Origin of the sequence: Paenibacillus sp. BIHB 4019, assembly GCF_002741035.1 — a bacterium.
Classification (GTDB): domain Bacteria; phylum Bacillota; class Bacilli; order Paenibacillales; family Paenibacillaceae; genus Pristimantibacillus.
Window position 1 is genome coordinate 1,223,118 of the sequence record NZ_CP016808.1, and the last position, 19,448, is coordinate 1,242,565.

A 19,448-nucleotide genomic window follows, 5' to 3' on the forward strand; every position below is an offset into this window, starting at 1 on the left:
CATTAAGCATCTTCTTCTTTAACGCCGAGAGCTAGATTTTTCTCCTTAAAGCGGGAATTATGCGAGGAGACGTAAGCAACCCCATCCGCCTTCGGATCTATGAAAAGCTTGGCACTGTTGACCGCTAGCGCGGCATCCGTAAACGCTCCGGCAATCAGGTTCAGCTTGCTGTCATAAGAAGCAAAGTCGCCTGCGGCGAAAATGCCTGGCAAATTCGTCTCCAGCTTCGGAGTGACGTATACGCACCACTCATCCATGCCGATGCCCCAATCTCTAATGCCGCTGAAATCGGATTTCAGCCCGTGGTTGACGATGACAGCATCCACCTCCAGCTGCTCTGTTTCCTCCGTCTCCAAATGTCTCACCGTTACCTTGCTGATCGTCGAACCATCGCCGCTGTACAGCTGCGTGACCTCCCATGGCGTGCGGACGTCGCAGGAGGAGGTTTTCATCTTGATGACGTTTTTCTCATGGCCGCCAAAATACTCCCGGCGATGAATAACCGTCACTTGCGCTGCAATCGGCTCCAGCTCATTCGCCCAGTCGACAGCCGAATTGCCGCCGCCGGAAATAAGCACCCGCTTGCCTCGAAACGGCTCCAGCTCCTGCACCGTATAATGCAAATTGGATACTTCGTAGCGCTCGGCGCCCTCCAGCTCCAGCTTCGCCATCTTCAAGATGCCCCGGCCAATCGCCAAAATAACAGTACGCGTCCAATGCTTCTCCCCCGTAGAGGCTTCAAGCATATACGTTCCGTCCTCAAGCCTCGTCAAATTGCGAATTTGCTGCCCAAGCTCAATGGTCGGGTCAAAGGTTTGCGACTGCTGCTTGAGCTGTCCAATAAGCTTCTCACATAAAATCGGGGTGACGCCCCCTACATCCCAAATCATTTTTTCCGGGTAAATCAGCATCCGTCCGCCCAGCTCTTCCTGAGCATCAATCACCTTCGTCTTCATGTCCCTCATCCCGCTATAGAAAGCAGCATATAGTCCTGCTGGACCGCCGCCAATAATCGTTACATCGTATAATTCCAGCTGTTCTGACACACTTGTTCCTCCCAAACCTTGAATTTGATATTCATTCTCACTATATTATTCATTGTAGCCTTCTATTCCAGTAAAGAGCAATGGACAAAATAGAACAATCGTTTATACAAATCTAATAAGAGGTTGTCCATGTTGGACTCTCAATCATTTTAATTACATACAATTTGGAAAGTTGATTGGAATAATAGAAATACTATTTTAACAAGTTACCAAACTGTACTCAAAACAACACAAGAAAATTTCTTTAATCTATTTTGAAAAACTAGAATAAACCAAGTAATTCAGCTTTAAACAAAAAAATATTTGAAAATTAATTAAATAATTAGATATATTATATAATGAATTCAAGATCCCAAAAAATATTATACAAACAATAAAAAAATATTAGTCTTTATCTCTTTAATATCCTATTAAGTTTAAAAATACTAATATTTGACTATATTTTTCAAAGGTGCTAATGTTTAAATATGGAAAAATAAAGGAGGGACTTTTGATGTCTAAACTCAATAAAACGGTAATCTTAACAGCTCTACTTGCTACTCTGTCAGTGAATACTTTACCCTCGATTTCAAAAGCAGCAACGCCAGATATTCAGACAAACCTAACGATTTCAACTAATAATATTGTAACTTCCAGCAATGATTCAAAGTATTACGCAGGTCTATTACGAGATTATGTAAGAACAAATGAACAAGATGGAACTATTTATTTAGATGATTCTTACAAAGATACATTATATGTTCCCACTGAAATAATAGGCTCCATAAATGCTTGGTTAAGCATTGTTAATAAAGATATTAAATCCGGCTTAGCTACAATCGGCCATAATTATGAAATTATATATAAATCAAATCAACCAAACTCATCTAATTTTGTTGTAAAAGCTGCCGTAACAGGGGGTGTCGATGAGGTAAGAACTTTTTGGTGGGGGTTCGAAATTTGGCTAAGCCATGCTACTACTAACGAGATCATAGTAGCACTCACTGCAGGCGCAGCAGCCTCGAAAGTAGTTGAAATTATTACAAAAAGATTGAAATCAATACCTACTACAGTCATTTTATTAATAGCCGAAATCTCGACTCTCGTATTGGGTACAGGGGCAGCCGCTTTGAAACTAACGGATAAAGGAAATGGAGTCTACATATCCTGCTTTTGGCCAGTGCCCACTCCCGCCATGTTGGTTTTTTCAAGTTTAGATCCACAATATTAATAGTCTAATGTACAATAGTATGGATGGTATAAGTCTGGAATGAGGCGTATATCATTGAATCTCAACACAAGCATGACTTAAATTTTATTCTATACAGCCCAGCTGCTTTAGGAGGTAAAATGACCAACCCTTCATTTCGTATTGTTGGTGAACTTTCAAGCTTAGTATTAGCTATATTTTTTATTAGCAATGATTTTATTTTTCTCGGAGCCCTCATTATCGTAGGCATTATATCCGATTTCATTCTGCACTTTGGGGTGAAGATGAACTCCTCTTCGGAGGAAGCCCGTTCTTCCTTATTCAAGAAAGTCGGCCACTATGCTTATTTGTTTAGCTTAGGTTATATAGCCGTTATGCTCTTTTTGGTACAGTTCAAATTCCTAAGCGCCGAACTTGCTTTATATTTCATTTTTTTTGGCGCCATTCTTTTATTCCCTTTAATCGCGTTATTTCAAAAAAAATGAGAATATGGATTCTTTCCAAAAAAACAGCCGCTTGAGGAATAATCCCCAAGCGGCCAGCTCTATTTGCGCTCGCTAATTTCGATCGCTTATTAAGCTAATATTTCCTCGATTCGCTCCAAAACGTCAGCGCTAAGCTCTACACCCGCCGCTTTGGCATTTTCTTCGACCTGCTCCGGACGGCTGGCGCCCACAAGCGCACTGGACACATTCGGCTGGCGCAAAATCCAGGCCAACGCCAGCTGTCCAACCGACAGTTCCAGCTCCGATGCGATTTTGCCCAACTGCTGCACCTTGGCGATTTTCTCGTCGGTCACATTTTTACGCATGTTCTCAAGCTTTGCTGCCCGGCTGTCCGCCGGAAGCTCACTTGCCGAGCTGTATTTGCCCGTCAACAAGCCCTGCGCCAGCGGCGAGAACACCACTTGGCCAATGCCGCCACGCTCCCCGAAAGGGATGACTTCCTTCTCAATGTATCGGTTAAACATATTATAGATCGGCTGATTGGCTATGATGCGGTCCAGCAAATAACGATCAGCGATCGCATGCGCTTCCGCCATCTGCGCCGCTGTCCATTCGCTGATGCCGACGTACAGCACTTTCCCCTGGCGAACCAGATCGTCCAGCGCACGCAGCGTCTCCTCCATCGGCGTATTCGGATCATGGCGGTGGCAGTAATAAAGATCAATATAGTCGGCGCCCAAACGTTTCAGGCTGGCATGGCACTGCTCCGTAATATGCTTGCGAGACAGCCCTTGGTCATTCGGACCATCGCCCATTTTGCCAAACACTTTCGTTGCAAGCACGTAGGATTCGCGGGGATACGCACGCAGCGTTTCGCCCATCACCTTCTCGGCCTCGCCCCGCTCATACACATTGGCGGTATCAAAAAAATTAATGCCTAAGCCATAGGCGGTTTCAATCGCTTTAACAGCGTTGTCGCGTTCCACGTAACCCCCGTATGTCAACCAGCTTCCCAGACTGATCTCGCTGACTTTCAAACCGCTTTTTCCTAAATTACGAAATTGCATTTGAACTCATCTCCTCATACGTCCGGTCCGTCTTCCCTTTCACCTCGGCTGATGCCGCTGGCTTGGAATCCGTGGCCTTATTGGTTTCAAGCCCTTGCACAAACCGGGCATGCTTCCTGCCCCAGCCGCACATGCTGTCCAGCACTGCCGATACGCTAAGTCCATGCTCGGTCAGACTGTACTCCACACGAGGCGGGATCTCCTGAAATATTTCGCGCTGCACAAGCCCGTCTTCCTCCAGCTCACGAAGCTGCTTCGCAAGTGTTCCTTGCGACACATCGGGAATTAACCGCCGCAGCTCGCCAAACCGTTTCGTGCCTTCTACGAGTAAAATAAACAGGATGAGCGGCTTCCATTTGCCTCCGATTACTTCCAGCGTTGCAATAACTCCTGCCAATCTCGGCTCTTGTAAATTCATCCTAGTCTACTCCTCTCTCTACCATCATACCAGTTAAATGCCATTTCTGCACACCCGCCGCCTAACCTCCGCGCGCTTGCTGATGGTACGAAATTTCGGACTATGTACGAAAAAACTGCGTACTTGGCAGCGCTTATGATCTCTTCAATAATAGCGGTAATGGCGAAATTCGCCCATCGACCACAATCAGGAGGCTTACCTATGACTAATCTATCTTTGAAAAATAAACGCGTCGTCATCATTGGCGGCAGCTCGGGAATTGGCCTGGCGACGGCCCAGCAGGCGCTTGAACAAGGGGCGTCCGTCGTCATTGCCGGACGATCCGAAGCGAAGCTGGCAGCAGCCCGCCAGACGCTCCGCTCTGACAAGGTGGAGACGCTTGCGCTGGATAATCGCTACAACAGCCAGCTGGAACTCTTTTTCAAGGAAATCGGCAGCTTCGACCACTTGTTCACTCCGGGAGCCTCTTATGTGCGGGGGCCGATTACTTCAGATGAAGCGACAGCGGAAAGCTGCTTCAAGGCGAAGTTCTGGCCGCAATATTATGCGGTGAAATATGCTCTCCCTTATGTTCAGCCAGGCGGCTCCGTCGTGCTTATGTCAGGCGCATTCAGCCAGCGGCCGCTCGCCGATGGCGCGTCCTATGCGGCCTGCAACGGCGCAATTGAAAGCTTGGGGAAGGCACTTGCTGTCGAGCTCGCGCCGAAGAAAATAAGAGCCAATGTCATCTCGCCGGGCACGATTTATACGGCTTTTAATTGGGAGGGCGCCGAGCAGGCAACCCGCGATGCCTCCTATGACGCTTACACGAATATGAATGTGCTGGGCCGAGTTGGGGAAGCGGCAGAAGCCGCCCATACGGTTGTCTATTTAATGACGAACAGCTACACGACAGGCACGACCTTGCATCCTGACGGCGGCTATTTGCTGCGCTAGAACTGCGGATTCAATCGAGATGACGGAGAACTCGGCGTCACCTGTCGGGCAAAGCAATATGGCTGGCATAAACGGGCAGTAACGTCTCCATAAAATCAGGCACAGGCCACTGTGCCTGATTTTGTGTTTTTGTACGAACGCTTGTCAGAGCGCAACATATTTTAGTACAAAAAGGACCGTAGTGCCCTCCGGAAGCGAAGTGGAAATATGAAACATGAAACGCCCCCTAATGTGCGGCACATGCCCATAGTAAGCAAGGACGAGCGGCATCAGCTGAACGGGCATAAAAGCTGCGTGCTGTGGTTTACCGGATTGTCCGGCTCTGGCAAATCGACTTTGGCCTTAGAAGTAGAGCATGAGCTGTTTAAGCGCCATATGCACAGCTATGTTTTGGATGGGGACAATCTTCGACTTGGCTTAAATCAAGGGCTCGGCTTCAGCCAGCAGGACCGCAGTGAAAATGTCCGCCGCATTGGCGAAGCGGCCCGGCTGTTCGCCGATGCCGGATTGATTGTGCTGGTCGCTGCCATCTCCCCCTACCGCGCCGATCGCGAGCGGGTCAGATCCTTTTTTTCCGAGGACGAGTTTATTGAGATTTATGTCAAATGCCCCCTTGGTGAATGTGAACGCCGAGATCCGAAGGGCCTGTACAAAAAAGCACGTGCCGGTAAAATCCATGATTTCACAGGCATATCCTCTGTTTACGAAGCGCCAGGGCAGCCTGAAATACTCATCGCAAGCGATAGGCAAACGCCTAAGGAATCCGTCCGCCTCATTTTAGATTATTTAAGGGATAACGGCTGCTTGTAAGCAGCGGCAGCGGTATCGGCACCAACTAATTTTTTCACAAATGAGGTGAGGTGCAACATCATGAAAACATCCAAGGAGCCATTGCTGCTGTATGTACACATTCCGAAAACCGGGGGAACCTCGTTCACACAGGCGATTGTCGAGCATTGCCCGAAGGCGGTTTACTATTTTCAGGTAGCGGATAAACCCGATTTGCTGCGGCAAACCCTCAAAAAGGCCGATGCGCTATGCGGCCACCTCCCATTCGGTCTCCACCATACCACCACCCGCCCCTGCCAATATGTAACAATGCTTCGTGATCCGGTGGACCAGATCGCCTCCTTCTTTTATTTTAAATACAAAAATAAAAATTATCCCGATAACTACAATCCCTATCTTACGTTCGAGGAGTTTTTGAATAATTCGTATTTCGATCCTGAGTATGTGAATGTGCAAACCCGTTTTCTGAGCGGAGAGCTAGGCAGCACGTCCCCCAATTTGAACTTGGCCATTAGGAATTTGGAACAGCACATTTCTTTTGCTGGCATTACTGAGCTTTATGCGGAATCGCAATTTTTGTTTATGAAAATAATGGGCTGGGAACCGAAGGTTTATTCAAAAATAAATGCCAATGAAAATCGCCCGCCGAAAACGGAACTGACAAGCGATATGATCGACCTCATTCTTCTTAAAAACGCCAGTGATGTTGAGCTGTACTATTTAGCCCGCCAGCTTCTGTTGAAGAAAATTTATGCGCTTCCGCACGCCTCCCGTGAGGAGTTTCGCCTATATAAACGTAATTGCTGCTGGCAAGGCGAGGACGAATTGGGTTACTATTAAAGCAACTAACGATGAAATAGACGACAATGGGAGAGAACTCGCCGTGAAGGATAACCGCTTAACAAATAGATTCGCACATGATGCTGCACTAGAAAAACATCCCGCAGCTCCCGCTGTAAAAGGCATTTTTTTCGATGTAGATGATACGCTGTATGACCATTTGCCCCCATTCACTAAAGCGGTACAAGACGTGCTTCAGCTTGGCGAAGCCTTCCCCTACGAAGCAGCCTATCGCCGCATGCGGCATTACAGCGATGTGCTGTCTGAGCAAATGGGCGGCGCTGGCGCACTGGAGGCTGGGGCGGTGACGGAGCTGATGCGGACGCGCCGCTTCCAGCTGGCGCTAGGCGAGTTCGATGTAGCGCTCACGAACGAGCAGGCCGCAGCAATACAGGCTGCCTACATTGGCTGCCAATATGACATCATAATGTTTCCGGGGGCAAAAGCCATGCTTGAGCGGCTTGTAAAAGCCGGGTATATCGTTGGCCTCATTACTAACGGAGCTGGCGCTCATCAGCGCCGCAAAATCGAAGCGATGGATATCGACGATCTGATTCCGCGTGGCCGTCAGTTCATTTCCGGCGAAGTCGGCTGGGACAAGCCCGACCCGCGGATTTTCAAGCTGGTGAATGAGCGTACAGGCACGCTGCCCGAGAATAGCATCTACATTGGCGACTCTTGGAATAATGATGTAGTAGGCGCCCTGCAGGCGGGCTGGACCTCCATTTGGTTCAACCACCGCCAGGTGCAGCCGTTAACGGAGCACGCCCCTGCCTATATAATGTCTGGCTATGCGGATTTGCAGGAGCAGCTGGTGAAAATGGGCGTTTTGCCTGAATAACTATACAGACAATTCAAGACTGGTAGACAAGGAGCCGTGATGAAACGATATGGATAGCTCCCTCTATGAACCGTTTCACAGCTACTCTAACGGTTATTTAAACATGCTGCGGCCATCGGGAGCTCCTGACTTTGACCCAACTGCCGACTATATGAAGCTGCCTGAGCAAATGGGAAGCGGTTTTCTGATGCGGACCAAGCTGCGTCCAGGGATGGAGCTCATAGTGGCAGACTGCCGCTTGCACTCCGATCAGAAGCTTCGTTTCCACTCAACTATTCCTGCTGTCGAGCTAAGCTTTTGGCTTAACGGCAGCAGCAGCATTATGATGACGGGCCAGCAATTGTACATCAACAGCTGCTCTTCACAGCTCTCCTTTAACCGCCAAATGGATGCTCAAATGCAGTGTCAAGGCGGCAACCCGATACTCGCTTGCGAGATTCGGCTTGCGGAGCCCTTATTTATGCAATTGGCGGAATCCTTCGGCGGTGCCTCGGAGCTGGATTTCAAGCGATTGCTCTCGACCAAGCCTATGCGCCTATTCCAAGAGAGTATGAATATTCAAGATCAGCTTCATGCCCGCGAGCTGTTATACTGCCCTTATGTTCCAGCAATGCGCAAAATGTTCTTGGAAGGAAAAGCGCTGGAGCTGCTTGCCAGCTATATGCAGCGGCATTTATTTGAAGGGGGCAACGCCGCCCTTCGCCGCACAAACCGGCTGGATCGGACAGACTTGGACAGCCTGCATGCAGCTGCCGAGCTATTGGTCCACCGAATGGACGATCCCCCTGCCCTTCCCGAGCTTGCCCGCTTGGTTGGCCTAAGCGAGTTCAAGCTCAAATATGGTTTCCGGGAACTGTACGATACGACCGTCTTTGGCTATTTGCGCGAAAAAAGGATGGAAAGGGCGCTCCTGCTGCTGCGGCTTGAGAAGGTTAGCGTCTACGAAGCCGCAATTGCTACTGGCTACTCCAACCCCAGTCATTTCGCCGCTGTATTTCGCGAAAAATTCGGCATAAACCCTGGCAAATGGAAAATGCAGCGAGAATAGCGGTTTAAATAAAAAAGCAGCTTGGCCTTCATGCTCAAGCTGCTTTTTTTACGCCTATTAATGAACTGCGCCCGCGTTTGGCTGAAAACCGCCGGATTTTGGCGGACTTTTCTCCCCTCAAATGATAATCTTTCTCATAGAAACAATTATCTATTGGAGGCTGAACAATGAATCACTCTACTACTGCACAACCGATCAACAAAGGATTTTCGAAAAGAAGGAAAGGCGCTTTGAAAACCAAGGATATTCTCGTAGCTGGCATGATTGCCGTCGTATTCGCTTTTGTCCAAATCGGGATGACCTATGCTTTTATGGCAACAACGGCATCCATTGGCCCCGTCTATGCCCGGCTTTTAAATGGTTTTTGGTTTATGTCCGGCTTCATGGCCTTATCTATTATCCGCAAACCGGGCGTTGGGTTCGTCTCTCAAGCTATTGCAGGCCTTGTCATGATTCCATTAACGCCATTTGGCATGATGATATTGTTCGGCACCTTAATTAACGGCTTGCTTACGGAGCTTATCTTCCTCATTACCCGCTATCGCCGCTACTCAACGCCCGTTTTCGCAATTGGCATGAGCGTTATTAGCCTAATCTATACGTTGCTGGAATACGGCCCTTCCGGCTATGGCGGTTTGTCCCTCGCTGTCCAGACAGGTATTTTGGGAGCAAGCATGGTTAGTGGAATTCTATGCGGATGGCTTTGCAGAAAGCTCACCGTAGCATTGTTAAAAACCGGACTGCTGTCTGGATATACGGACAATTAATGTGAGTAGTCATAAACATATCGAATACGAGCGCGCTTCCTTCGTTTATCCCGGACATTCACCGTCTGGCGAATCAGGCTTTGATCTGCAAATAATGGATGGTGAAACGGTTCTGCTGCTCGGCCCATCGGGTTCAGGCAAAAGCACGCTGGCCTTGTGCCTGTCCGGCCTTATTCCGCATGCGATTGCTGGTGAACTGAGTGGGCATATTCGAATTAATGGCGTGGACACGCAGCTTACAGAGCCGGGACAGCTCGCAGAAACAGTAGGCACCGTCTTTCAAGACCCAGAAGCACAGGCTATCATGATGACAGTCGAAGACGAAGTAGCCTTTGGCTTGGAAAATCTCGGGGTAGCACCGGAGGAGATGGAAGAGCGTATTACTGAAGCTTTGCGGCAAACCGGTTTATCTACAAAACGATTAATGGAAATTGACAACCTTTCCGGCGGGCAAAAGCAGCGTCTTGCGCTAGCCTCCGTTCTCGCGATGAAACCAAGCATTCTCGTGCTTGATGAACCGACGTCCAATTTGGACCCTGTTGGCACGGATGATATATTTCAAATTTTACGGGAGCTAAAGGCGACTCGCCGCCACACGATTCTAATTATCGAGCATAAGCTTGATGAATTAGTCGATATAGTTGATCGCGTCGTCGTGATTGACGACCATGGACAGCTCGTTTGCAGCGCTGCGCCTGAGCTGGTCTTTTACGATTGGGCAGAAGAGCTCAACCGCCTTGGCATTTGGATGCCTAAAGCGGTTGAACTCGCTAAATGCTGGCAAGGCAGCTTGAGCCTATTGAATAGTCGGCCGCTTACTACCGAGCAGTTGGAAAAGGCCGTACTGGCGACGATCAAGCGCGGGTTGGCTAAGCCAAATGATTTCACTGGCCATCCTTTATTTTTTAACGGCAATAATACGGCCGAAGGACAACCTGCGGCGATTTCTCAAAATAATAGAGAACAGCAGCTGCTGCTGGAAATTCGGCCTATTCAGTCTCCTTCGCTCCGCGCAACATGTCTTAAGCCATTAGAGCTGCAAGTTCACAAGGGCGAGTTTTGGGCTATCGTTGGCGAGAACGGTGCCGGCAAAACGACGCTTGCCCGCCATCTAATGGGGCTTTCTCCCGTGCGAGCCGGTACGGTTTTCCTTGATGGCCGGGACTGTACCTCGTATTCTGCGCGCGAGCTGGCTTCAAAAATAGGCTATGTATTTCAAAATCCAGAGCATCAGTTTGTAACTGAACGGGTGCAGGATGAAGTCGCATTTGGCTTGCTCGAGCTAGGTATGACATCTCTAGGAATTGCTGTGGTTGTTGAACAGCTACTTAGCCGCTTCGGTCTATCTAAATACGCAGATATCCATCCGTTCCGTCTAAGCCACGGGCAGAAAAGAAGGCTGAGCGTTGCCGTCATGCTGGCCGCCTCACAAGAGCTGCTCATTCTCGATGAACCGACCTTCGGTCAGGATCGTCGCTATGCAGCTGAGCTGATGGAGATGTTGAAAGAATTGCAGCGAAGCGGAAGAACCATTTTAATGATTACACATGACATGTCCCTCGTCGCTGAATATGCCGAGTTTGCCGCGGTACTGTCCCAAGGCTCGATTCATTATAGCGGACCCGTTATGGAACTGTTCAGCAACAAGGATACGCTTGCACCATTTGGGCTGAAGCTGCCTCCAGCCGTCGTGCTGGAGCAACGCTTAGCCAAGCAGATTGGAGGCCCTCCTATATGCAACAAGGAACCTATCTAACGCACCGGGCGGCGCTTCATCGACTTAACCCGCTTATCAAGCTGATTGCTGTCGCTCCGGTTATGCTGCTGGCGACGCTCGTCACCGATCCTTGGACTCCTCTTGCGCTGATTATCGCAAACGCGATAATCGTAATGGTAGGTGGACGAGTATCAGCGATCCGTTATGGAAAAAAATGCATCCCCATGCTGTCTATAGCTTGTGGAACGCTGTTGTTTTATCCAATACTCGCCAGCTCAAGCCTGACGGCCGGCTCAACTCTCTTAGTCGAGCTTGGCCCGCTGAAACTATATGCAGCTGGCGTTTTGTACGGCGCGGCCACTGCACTGCGGCTTTTTTCCATCTTTTCTATTACTATGTTATTTGTCATGACGACAGATTCCTCTGACTTTGTTCGCGCTATGATTCAGCAGTGGAAATTAAATGAACGCTTCGGCTATGCTGTATTAGCCGTTTTTCGCTTCATTCCCGATCTGCGCCGCGAGCTAGGGGCTGTACAGGCCGCACACCGAGTACGAGGAATGACTGGCGGTACGAGCGGCACGAAGCTTGCGGAACGTCTGCGACGGTATATGGTACCGCTGCTGGCCTCCGCCATTCGCCGCGCAGAGCGGACGGCTTATGCCATGGATGCGCGCGGATTCGGATCTACTAAACAACGTACTTTTTACCGCAAATACGCTTTTTCGAAACAAGATTTATTGTTCCTTGTGTTTTATTGGCTGCTCACTTCCCTTATTATGATTGCAATAGACCAAGCAGGCTTGATGGGCGAGCTGTCTTTCCTTAAAATGCAGTAATTTTCGAGTCTCTGCCCCAACCATTCAGCGCTGCAAAAAAAGTTTTAAAAAAAGCCTCCCCAGCAGTTAAAACTGCCAGGGAGGCTTTTGTCATGATTTTATTACAGCAATTCCTTACGCAGCTGTGCTGCGGATTTCGGCGACAGAAGGCCGAACGGAATATCAAAGACGGTTTTCGCGCCAGCTCCACCTTCTTGAGCAAGCTTGTAGGCTGCTCTCGCATAAGCGACAAGCACGCTTGCCGTGAACTCAGGGTTGCTGTCCAGCGTAAGACCAAATTCAATAATTTGCGTGCTGTTCGTTCCGGTTTTGCCGCTGCGCAGTACCGTGCCGCCATGCGGCATTGCGGAATGCTCTGCTTTCAGCGTCGCTTCGTCTACAAAATGCACAACCGTATCATAGTCGGCAAAATAGTTCGGCATATTGCGGATTTCATCGGCAATCGCTTCTTGATTCGCGCCTTCTTCTGCTACGATATAACATTCTCTAAGATGCTTCTCACGCGTTGTAAGCTCAGGATTTTCCCCGCTTCGTACACGATTAACCGCTTCTTCAACGGGAATCGTATATTGCACGCCATTCTTGACGCCATTGACACGGCGAATCGCATCGGAGTGGCCTTGGCTTACCCCTTTGCCCCAGAACGTGTACTCCTTGCCCTCCGGCAAAATCGCTTCCGCCAGCAGACGGCTAAGAGAGAACAAGCCTGGATCCCAGCCTGTGGAAATGACGCTGATTTTGCCGCTTGCTTTCGCAGCTGCATCTACCTGCTCAAAATATTCAGGAATGCGGGCATGCGTATCAAAGCTGTCGACGGTGTGGAACAGGCGGGCAAAAGCAGGACCCTGCTCTGGCAGATCTGTTGCCGAGCCGCCGCACAAAATCATAACGTCAATGTCGCCAGTGAATTTTTCTGCGTCTTCAATGGAATATGCTTTCGTCTCAGACGGAATAGAATCTGGATTTCTGCGGGTAAAAATAGCATCCAGACGCAGATCCGGACTTTGTTTGATGGCAAGCTCCACGCCGCGGCCCAAGTTGCCGTAACCTACAATGCCAATGCGAATTTGTTCAGCCATGTGTATCGCCACCTTTTAATGATTGTAAAAATGATTGCAAGCCGTTCGGTAATTAAAGGTCGTTCTACACCCAGCCTCTTGCTTCCATAGCTGCAGCAATACGCTTGATGGAAATCATATAAGCCGCTGTACGAAGATCAGTGCTGTGCTCTTTCGCCAAATCACGAACAGCCACGTAAGACTGGATCATGTTTGTTTCCAGCTTCTCAAGCACTTCAGCCTCGCTCCAGTAGTAGTTCATCAGGTTTTGTACCCATTCAAAATAGGATACCGTAACGCCGCCTGCATTTGCAAGGACGTCAGGAATAACAACGATGCCCTTCTGGAACAGAACGCGGTCTGCTTCTGGCGTCGTTGGGCCATTAGCTGCTTCAGCGATGATTTTCGCTTGAATGCGGTCTGCATTCGCAGCTGTAATTACATTTTCCAGCGCAGCTGGTACCAGGATGTCAACATCCAGCTCAAGCAAAGCTTCGTTGGAAATAACGAAGGATTCGCCGTAGTCCAAAATGGATGCATTGTCCTTAAGATCGGAAATTTGATCGATATCCAATCCGTTTGGATCGTAAATGCCGCCGCGCGAATCGCTGATCGCCACGATTTTGCAGCCTGCTTCGCTAAGCAGACGAGCTGCGATTCTTCCTGCGTTGCCGAAGCCTTGAATAGCTGCAGTCGCATTTTGTACCGGAAGATGCTTATCTTGGAGCGCCGCCAAAATCGTATAAACACAGCCTTGAGCTGTCGCTTCATTACGACCTTTCGAGCCGCCGATAATAAGCGGTTTGCCCGTAATGACACCTGGGGAATATCTGCCTTTCATCTTGCTGTACGTGTCCATCATCCAGCCCATAATTTGCGGCGTCGTATACACGTCTGGTGCAGGAATATCTTTATCCGGTCCAACAAAGTCGGCAATAGCTTCCATAAATGCGCGGCTTACGCGTTCCAGCTCGCCTTTGCTCATTTTGCGAGGATCACAAATAACGCCGCCTTTGCCGCCGCCGTAAGGCAAGCCAACAACGCCACATTTAAAGCTCATCCACATCGACAATGCTTTAACTTCATCAAGCGTAACGTCCGGGTGGAAACGAATGCCGCCTTTAGTCGGCCCAATCGCATCATTGTGCTGGGAGCGGTAGCCTTCAAAAACCTGTACAGTACCATCATCCATACGAACCGGGAAGTTAACGGACAACACGCGCATCGGATGCTTCAAAATTTGAGTCACATGCTCAGGCAGCTTCAGATGGGCAACCGCCGTATCGATTTGCTGCTGGGCAATTTTATAAGGGTTTAATGTTTCTTCTGCAACAACGACTGTCATTTTCGAAATCATTCCTTCACTCTAAATTGGTCTGCTTGAAAACTGCCGCTTTACCGCGACCGCGCACTATCGAATTGCACCGACAATGAGTTTTTTTCATTTTACCTTTTTCATCTGCATATTAAAAGAATTTTCTTGATAAAAATGCAAAAAAATATTCAATTCGTCTATTGTCATGTTAGTTTTCTTTAAAAGTTATAAGAAATGACATCTAACATCAATTGATATATAAATCCGAGAAAATGTGTCAAAACTCCGTTTTAAGCGCAAAAATAAAAAACAAGTCAGGTTTTATGCCATTCTTTTTTTCTTCCTCGGCAAAACAATAGCTTAATTCGTTGATTCCATGGCATTCTTCATTACGTGAAAAACTATAAAATATAACAAATACATCACTTGACTAAAAAAGAAAGGCTGGAAGCTTTATGCATCCAGCCTTGCACCATTCCAACCTTTCCCCTAACCGGAAGGAAGCAAAAAGGTCGTTTTCTCCTCTAGAGCTCCTCTACTCGGAGGCTCCAGCCGCATCTGTCCTCACTATCGTATTTTTCCAAATGAGCCGAATGATCGTGCCTCGCCCCAGAGTAGTCACGACCGTAATTTTGCCGCCCATCGCTTCTGTCAGCCCTTTGGCAATCGCCATCCCAAGGCCCGAGCCATTCGGCGTGGAGGCGGTATCTGTACCGCGATAATACCGTTCAAACAGCCGATTCAGCGTGCTCTCGTCCATTCCGCCACCATTGTCGGCAAATTCGATCGTCATGCCTTCATGCTTCTTCTCTTCCGAAACGATCAACGAGACGGTTAAAACCGTATCCGGCGCATTATGCAGAAGCGCATTTGCAGCAATATTGTTAACAACACGCTCCAGCCACGGGGTATAGAGCTGGACCCATACGGCTTTCTGAGCAGACGCTTGAAACCGGATTCGTCCTTTGCCAAACAGGGGATCATCTGCCGCCAGCTGCAGCGTGTCCCGCAGCCAGCCATTCAATTCCACTTCCTCGATCTCGGGCGGCAAAATCCCCGTCTTTAACCGATAGGTCATCGCCAGGTCGCTGATCAGCATGTCCATATGAGCCGATTTTTCCAGCATCGTTGCTGAAAATTTGCGCACATCCGCCTGTGACCAATCATATTTGGGCTCTGCGAGCAGATGGGCATAGCCCGTAATGGAGGACAAAGGCGTCTTCAAATCATGGGTAACGCCCGCAATCCATTCCTCCCGCAAGCTTTCCGTCTGCTTCCGCATCTCCTGCTCGCGCTGCAAAGCAGCAGACAGCTTATCAATGGATAATATGACATCGGCGAAAACTCGGTATCGCCGCCGCCATTTGCCAGAAGGCATCCGGCTGCGCGGCAAACCCTTGCGATCCAGCGGCTCTTGGTAAACCGCATTGCCGATGGCATCCAGCCATACCAGCATATGCAGCAATGGAGCGCCAAACCGCCGCGCTTGCCATAGCGACAGCAGCAAGAACAAGATCAGCATCGCGGCGAACATCGCAACGACGCCAAGGATGACAATTTGCGCTTCGGCCGGAATGAGCGGATTCTTGCCCGCGGCCCCTGTTCCCGTATTTTTTTGCCCAACAATCCAGGTCTGCTTCGTCTGCTCATTGTAGGAAGTTTGAATGAGATAGCCGTATCTGTCGGAGTAGAGCGTCCGAAGTGCCAGCTCCTGAACGGAATATTGCCCCGGAATCGCGTCCGGCTTATTATAGGAGGCAAGCTCCGCGCCCGCTTGATCCAGCAGTTGCATGAACACCTGGCCTTTTTTCAGCTCGTTTACCATCGCATCAGGAACTACTAGCTGCCCGCCTTGAACCGCAAATCCGCCATTGCTCACCTGCGTTAGCACCGGCTGCATATAATTCGGCGCGCCATAAACGAGCGTGTAAAGCCTTCCGTTCTTCTGTTGAATCCATACGGCTAAATGGTAAGCAAACGGCTGCTTTCCCGTCCAATAAGCGACCAGTTCGCCCGGACCATATTGCTTGGGAACATCCGCAGGCGTATTATAGGAGCTTTCCACCTGTCCGAGCTCATCCAGGCTCTGCAGCCAGCCGCCATTTTCCTTCACCTGCTTCAGCAAACTGGGATCAAAGCGCATCCCCTCTGGCCCAAGCTCCGACGATTCAACCAGCTTCTCCAGCCCCACGCTGGCAAAATCACGCGTAATGCTAATTTCGTTAAACTTTTGCAGCATCCAGACTACCGTTACAGCAGACATAATTAATACGATTGTGCCCGCTATCCCCAGCTGAAGGACAAATCTCAACGTCAATTGCCTCCGCATATTCATCGCGTGCCATTCCCCCGCAGCGGACCTTGAACAAGCTTGTAACCAAGTCCTCTCACATTGACGATAAACTTCGGATTGGAAGGATCAGCCTCAATTCGTTCCCGAATCCGGTGAATATGAACCATCACGGTATTATCGTCGCTGAAGGCGTCGTCGCCCCAAACCTTCTCGTACAGCTCGCTTTTGCTGAAAATCCGGTTCGGGTTTTTACATAGAAACAATAGCAGCTGAAACACGAGTGCCGGACAGGCTACCGCTTGCCCTTCCACCGTCAGCTCGCCCGCTGCTTCATCCACCTTAAATCGTCCATAATCAAAAATCGGGCTGGCAGGTCCCCGTTCCATCTCCGCCGATCTGCCGCCATTTACTGGAGTAGACGTGCCAAAATACCGCCGCAGCTGCGCCCTGATACGAGCAACTACCTCAAGCGGATTAAAGGGCTTCGCGATATAATCGTCACCTCCGATGGCAAAGCCGGTCAGCTTGTCGAAATCGGAAGTGCGCGCGCTCAAAAATAAAATCGGAGCATCAGTCGTTTGCCGGATAAACGGACATACCTCGATTCCGCTGCGCCCCGGCAGCATTACATCCAAGACGATTAAATCATATTTTTTCGCCGTACAGGCAGCAATCGCCGCTTCTCCTGTGCCGACGCTGTCAATATTCGTATAACCTTCCTTGCGCAGCACCGTCTGCAAAAGCTCCAGCAGCGCCTGTTCATCGTCCACAAGCAAAATCGCTGCATTTTCCACTACGCCGCCTCCTTTCAATTCAATGCTATATTGCACTATTTCTCCATCATAGCATGATAGCCTTGATTAAATACGTTAGGCCGCCTTAACGGAAGCTTAATTCGTTAAACCAGCCTGCTGCTGAAAGTTAAGACAGCGTTAAGCCGCGGTTTCAATACAGCTAAGCGTGGCTTGCTAGTATAGGGTTATAGACTATAGGAATATAGAGGAGAGATAGGGAATGAAGAAACCATCATTTACAATGATCAAACAAGCCAGCGCCTCGGTTAAAATAGCTGCTGCTGTCGGAACGCTAGCCGTAATTTTAACCGCTTGTGGGGGTGGAGATAGCGCAGCGACGAACAATAACGGAGCAACCGGCGAAGCTTCAAGCTCGCCAACTGCGGCAGCGTCAACAACGAACCCAAATGAAGCGCTGATAACGCCGGAGCAACTGCCAGATGCCCTGCTTGCAGGCAATTATAAAGGAATTTATGAGCGCTTTAGCGCCCCGTTTAAGGAGTCGGTTAGCGAGGCTGATTTTCTAAAAATGGCGGAGTCGTTTATGAGCGGCGTGAAGTCGCTCGACAAGTCCTCCCTTTTGAACAAAAGCGGAGCGGAGCAGCGCACATGGGTGAGCGATTCCGGAACTAAGGGAATTATCGGCATTTTTGATGCGGAAGGCACGATTCTTGGGCTTCAGGTAAAGGAGCTCACTCCTGCAACGGAAACAGACAACATCCTGACCAAAAATAGCTACAGCCTGCCGTTCCGCGGGGAATGGCTCGTCGTTTGGGGCGGAAACAATGCGCTAATCAATTATCACTATGAATATGAGAGCCAGCGTTACGCCTATGATTTTGTGCAGGCGAAGGACGGTTTTTCCTATGAAGGCGATCCTTTGAAAAATGAAAGCTACTTCGCCTTTGGCCAAGATATTATTGCCCCTGCGGACGGCACAGTCGTATCGGTTGTTAACGATATTGCCGATAACGAGCCCGTTGGCGTCATGAATGAAAAGGCGCCTGCCGGCAATGTGGTGGTCATCGATCATGGAGGCGAATACAGCTATCTCGCCCATCTGAAAAAAGGTTCAGCCGTCGTAAAGCCAGGCGACAAAGTCAGCAAAGGCGATGTCCTTGGACAGACGGGCAATTCCGGCAACTCCAGCGAGGCCCATCTGCATTTTCAGCTGTCCGACGGGAAGGATTTGTTCACCTCATCAGCCATTGCAGTGAAATGGGAAGGCGGCATTAAGCCTGTGCAGGGGGAAACGATTGGTTCCGCAGAATAAGACAACGTAAGACAACAAAAGCAAACAGCTGCAAGCATCGGTCTTATCAGACACGGCTTGCAGCTGTTTTTTCCTCACGATCTTTGGCGCCAGACGCACGCCTATCTTTCGCGGTATTTTTCAATGAAACCGGATTAAACGTTTATAGACGAATGTTGTTTTGCGATAGTCCTGCTCCTCATAAAACGATATAGGAGCATCAAGCTGCTGGCCCATCATGAACAGCGCTTCCGCCTCCAGCATCAGTTGCTCTCCTATCCCTTGGTCCAAATATTCCGGATGTACGATGAGCCCGCCAATATATGGAACATCCCCTCGCACGTGCAAATGAATCGAACCGATGATCGCATCGCCCTCCACAACCGCTTTGAGAAAAATATGGTCTTGAAACTGCTTTCTTATCGCCGCCAAGGACATAATGGAAGGCTCCAGCCTGTATGCTCCGAATCGTCCGGCAAGTCCTCTGCCCGCTGCTTGCTTCAGCGCGATGAGGGCTTCGGCATCGGATACGAGCGCTATTTTTATTATCATCTGCTCTATCACCTCTTTGAGCGTACAATCTTCTTTAAACCATTTACTATTTATTATATAAAATAAAACTGAACTGATTCTGAACACTTCTCCTGTTCCTTCAGGCAAATAAATAAGCAGAGCAAGAGAATTGCTTTTCTCTTGCTCTGCTTTTTGATATTGCTCTGCGTTCTCTTGATCTGCTTTCTCTTGCTCTGCTCGATCTGGTTGTTGAGCTGATCTGCTTAGTCTAAGTAATCTG

General features: G+C 49.1%; 18 protein-coding genes and 1 pseudogene. 11 read left to right on the plus strand and 8 right to left on the minus strand.

From position 1 onward, the window contains the following. Positions 1-2 precede the first annotated feature (2 nt). A complete protein-coding gene (locus BBD42_RS05150) occupies positions 3-1,046 on the minus strand; it encodes an NAD(P)/FAD-dependent oxidoreductase (protein ID WP_099517287.1) in 1,044 nt (347 codons plus the stop codon). Between the two features lie 493 nt (positions 1,047-1,539). Here BBD42_RS05150 and BBD42_RS05155 point away from each other — a divergent pair, with 493 nt between their 5' ends. Further along, on the plus strand, positions 1,540-2,256 hold the full coding sequence (locus BBD42_RS05155; RefSeq protein ID WP_099517288.1) for a hypothetical protein: 717 nt from the start codon (positions 1,540-1,542) through the stop codon (positions 2,254-2,256). A gap of 119 nt (positions 2,257-2,375) precedes the next feature. Continuing rightward, entirely contained in the window at positions 2,376-2,720 is a 345-nt protein-coding gene (locus BBD42_RS05160) for a hypothetical protein (protein WP_099517289.1), read from the plus strand. An 89-nt stretch (positions 2,721-2,809) separates the two neighbouring features. Here BBD42_RS05160 and BBD42_RS05165 read toward each other — a convergent pair whose 3' ends face one another. Next, positions 2,810-3,748: an aldo/keto reductase family protein gene (locus tag BBD42_RS05165; RefSeq protein ID WP_099517290.1), complete on the minus strand. Its 939-nt coding sequence runs from the start codon at positions 3,746-3,748 to the stop codon at positions 2,810-2,812. Positions 3,749-3,845: 97 nt separating this feature from the next. After that, positions 3,846-4,166, minus strand: a pseudogene (locus BBD42_RS05170) (winged helix-turn-helix transcriptional regulator); the annotation flags it as partial. 201 nt (positions 4,167-4,367) lie between these two features. Between BBD42_RS05170 and BBD42_RS05175 the strand changes: the two are divergent. The 8 genes from BBD42_RS05175 to BBD42_RS05210 all read left to right on the plus strand — a co-directional run bounded on the left by BBD42_RS05175 (position 4,368) and on the right by BBD42_RS05210 (position 11,943). After that, positions 4,368-5,102 carry an SDR family oxidoreductase gene (locus tag BBD42_RS05175; RefSeq protein WP_099517292.1) on the plus strand — a complete coding sequence of 245 codons (735 nt, stop codon included), beginning with the start codon at positions 4,368-4,370 and terminating at the stop codon, positions 5,100-5,102. Positions 5,103-5,309: 207 nt separating this feature from the next. Then, positions 5,310-5,912 (plus strand): adenylyl-sulfate kinase, encoded by a 603-nt coding sequence (cysC, locus tag BBD42_RS05180; RefSeq protein WP_099517293.1) that lies wholly within the window; start codon positions 5,310-5,312, stop codon positions 5,910-5,912. Positions 5,913-5,972: 60 nt separating this feature from the next. Next, complete coding sequence (locus BBD42_RS05185; protein WP_099517294.1) at positions 5,973-6,731, plus strand: sulfotransferase family 2 domain-containing protein; 759 nt, start codon at positions 5,973-5,975, stop codon at positions 6,729-6,731. 43 nt (positions 6,732-6,774) lie between these two features. Then, the gene (locus BBD42_RS05190) at positions 6,775-7,572 is read left to right on the plus strand and encodes an HAD family hydrolase (RefSeq protein WP_237163374.1); all 798 of its coding nucleotides are present in this window, start codon (positions 6,775-6,777) and stop codon (positions 7,570-7,572) included. A 49-nt stretch (positions 7,573-7,621) separates the two neighbouring features. Continuing rightward, positions 7,622-8,620, plus strand: a complete 999-nt coding sequence (locus BBD42_RS05195) for a helix-turn-helix transcriptional regulator (protein ID WP_099517296.1) — start codon at positions 7,622-7,624, stop codon at positions 8,618-8,620. 167 nt (positions 8,621-8,787) lie between these two features. After that, positions 8,788-9,387: an ECF transporter S component gene (locus BBD42_RS05200; RefSeq protein ID WP_099517297.1), complete on the plus strand. Its 600-nt coding sequence runs from the start codon at positions 8,788-8,790 to the stop codon at positions 9,385-9,387. Position 9,388: 1 nt separating this feature from the next. Continuing rightward, complete coding sequence (locus tag BBD42_RS05205; RefSeq protein ID WP_237163375.1) at positions 9,389-11,143, plus strand: ABC transporter ATP-binding protein; 1,755 nt, start codon at positions 9,389-9,391, stop codon at positions 11,141-11,143. After that, complete coding sequence (locus tag BBD42_RS05210; RefSeq protein ID WP_099517298.1) at positions 11,122-11,943, plus strand: energy-coupling factor transporter transmembrane component T family protein; 822 nt, start codon at positions 11,122-11,124, stop codon at positions 11,941-11,943. The genes BBD42_RS05205 and BBD42_RS05210 overlap by 22 nt, the downstream gene beginning before the upstream one ends. Before the next feature lie 101 nt (positions 11,944-12,044). Here the strand turns inward: BBD42_RS05210 and BBD42_RS05215 are convergent, their stop codons facing one another. The 4 genes from BBD42_RS05215 to BBD42_RS05230 form a co-directional block, all read right to left on the minus strand. Beyond that, positions 12,045-13,022, minus strand: coding sequence for a diaminopimelate dehydrogenase (locus BBD42_RS05215; RefSeq protein WP_099517299.1), 978 nt, complete (start codon positions 13,020-13,022; stop codon positions 12,045-12,047). A gap of 64 nt (positions 13,023-13,086) precedes the next feature. Then, positions 13,087-14,346, minus strand: coding sequence for a Glu/Leu/Phe/Val family dehydrogenase (locus BBD42_RS05220; protein ID WP_056032926.1), 1,260 nt, complete (start codon positions 14,344-14,346; stop codon positions 13,087-13,089). 505 nt (positions 14,347-14,851) lie between these two features. After that, on the minus strand, positions 14,852-16,627 hold the full coding sequence (locus tag BBD42_RS05225; RefSeq protein ID WP_172455400.1) for a sensor histidine kinase: 1,776 nt from the start codon (positions 16,625-16,627) through the stop codon (positions 14,852-14,854). Between the two features lie 20 nt (positions 16,628-16,647). Further along, positions 16,648-17,403: a response regulator transcription factor gene (locus tag BBD42_RS05230; protein ID WP_099521466.1), complete on the minus strand. Its 756-nt coding sequence runs from the start codon at positions 17,401-17,403 to the stop codon at positions 16,648-16,650. A 220-nt stretch (positions 17,404-17,623) separates the two neighbouring features. Here BBD42_RS05230 and BBD42_RS05235 point away from each other — a divergent pair, with 220 nt between their 5' ends. Next, entirely contained in the window at positions 17,624-18,676 is a 1,053-nt protein-coding gene (locus tag BBD42_RS05235) for a M23 family metallopeptidase (RefSeq protein WP_237163376.1), read from the plus strand. A gap of 120 nt (positions 18,677-18,796) precedes the next feature. Here BBD42_RS05235 and BBD42_RS31700 read toward each other — a convergent pair whose 3' ends face one another. Beyond that, entirely contained in the window at positions 18,797-19,207 is a 411-nt protein-coding gene (locus BBD42_RS31700; protein ID WP_172455401.1) for a GNAT family N-acetyltransferase, read from the minus strand. Positions 19,208-19,448 lie beyond the last annotated feature (241 nt).

Coding starts and splice junctions, on each gene's coding strand:
- BBD42_RS05215 (WP_099517299.1), bottom strand. CDS start 13,022: ATGGCTGAACAAATTCGCATTGGCATTGTAGGTTACGGCAACTTGGGC.
- cysC (WP_099517293.1), top strand. CDS start 5,310: ATGAAACATGAAACGCCCCCTAATGTGCGGCACATGCCCATAGTAAGC.
- BBD42_RS05160 (WP_099517289.1), top strand. CDS start 2,376: ATGACCAACCCTTCATTTCGTATTGTTGGTGAACTTTCAAGCTTAGTA.
- BBD42_RS05185 (WP_099517294.1), top strand. CDS start 5,973: ATGAAAACATCCAAGGAGCCATTGCTGCTGTATGTACACATTCCGAAA.
- BBD42_RS05200 (WP_099517297.1), top strand. CDS start 8,788: ATGAATCACTCTACTACTGCACAACCGATCAACAAAGGATTTTCGAAA.
- BBD42_RS05235 (WP_237163376.1), top strand. CDS start 17,624: ATGAAGAAACCATCATTTACAATGATCAAACAAGCCAGCGCCTCGGTT.
- BBD42_RS05155 (WP_099517288.1), top strand. CDS start 1,540: ATGTCTAAACTCAATAAAACGGTAATCTTAACAGCTCTACTTGCTACT.
- BBD42_RS05175 (WP_099517292.1), top strand. CDS start 4,368: ATGACTAATCTATCTTTGAAAAATAAACGCGTCGTCATCATTGGCGGC.
- BBD42_RS05165 (WP_099517290.1), bottom strand. CDS start 3,748: ATGCAATTTCGTAATTTAGGAAAAAGCGGTTTGAAAGTCAGCGAGATC.
- BBD42_RS31700 (WP_172455401.1), bottom strand. CDS start 19,207: ATGATAATAAAAATAGCGCTCGTATCCGATGCCGAAGCCCTCATCGCG.
- BBD42_RS05220 (WP_056032926.1), bottom strand. CDS start 14,346: ATGACAGTCGTTGTTGCAGAAGAAACATTAAACCCTTATAAAATTGCC.
- BBD42_RS05210 (WP_099517298.1), top strand. CDS start 11,122: ATGCAACAAGGAACCTATCTAACGCACCGGGCGGCGCTTCATCGACTT.
- BBD42_RS05195 (WP_099517296.1), top strand. CDS start 7,622: ATGGATAGCTCCCTCTATGAACCGTTTCACAGCTACTCTAACGGTTAT.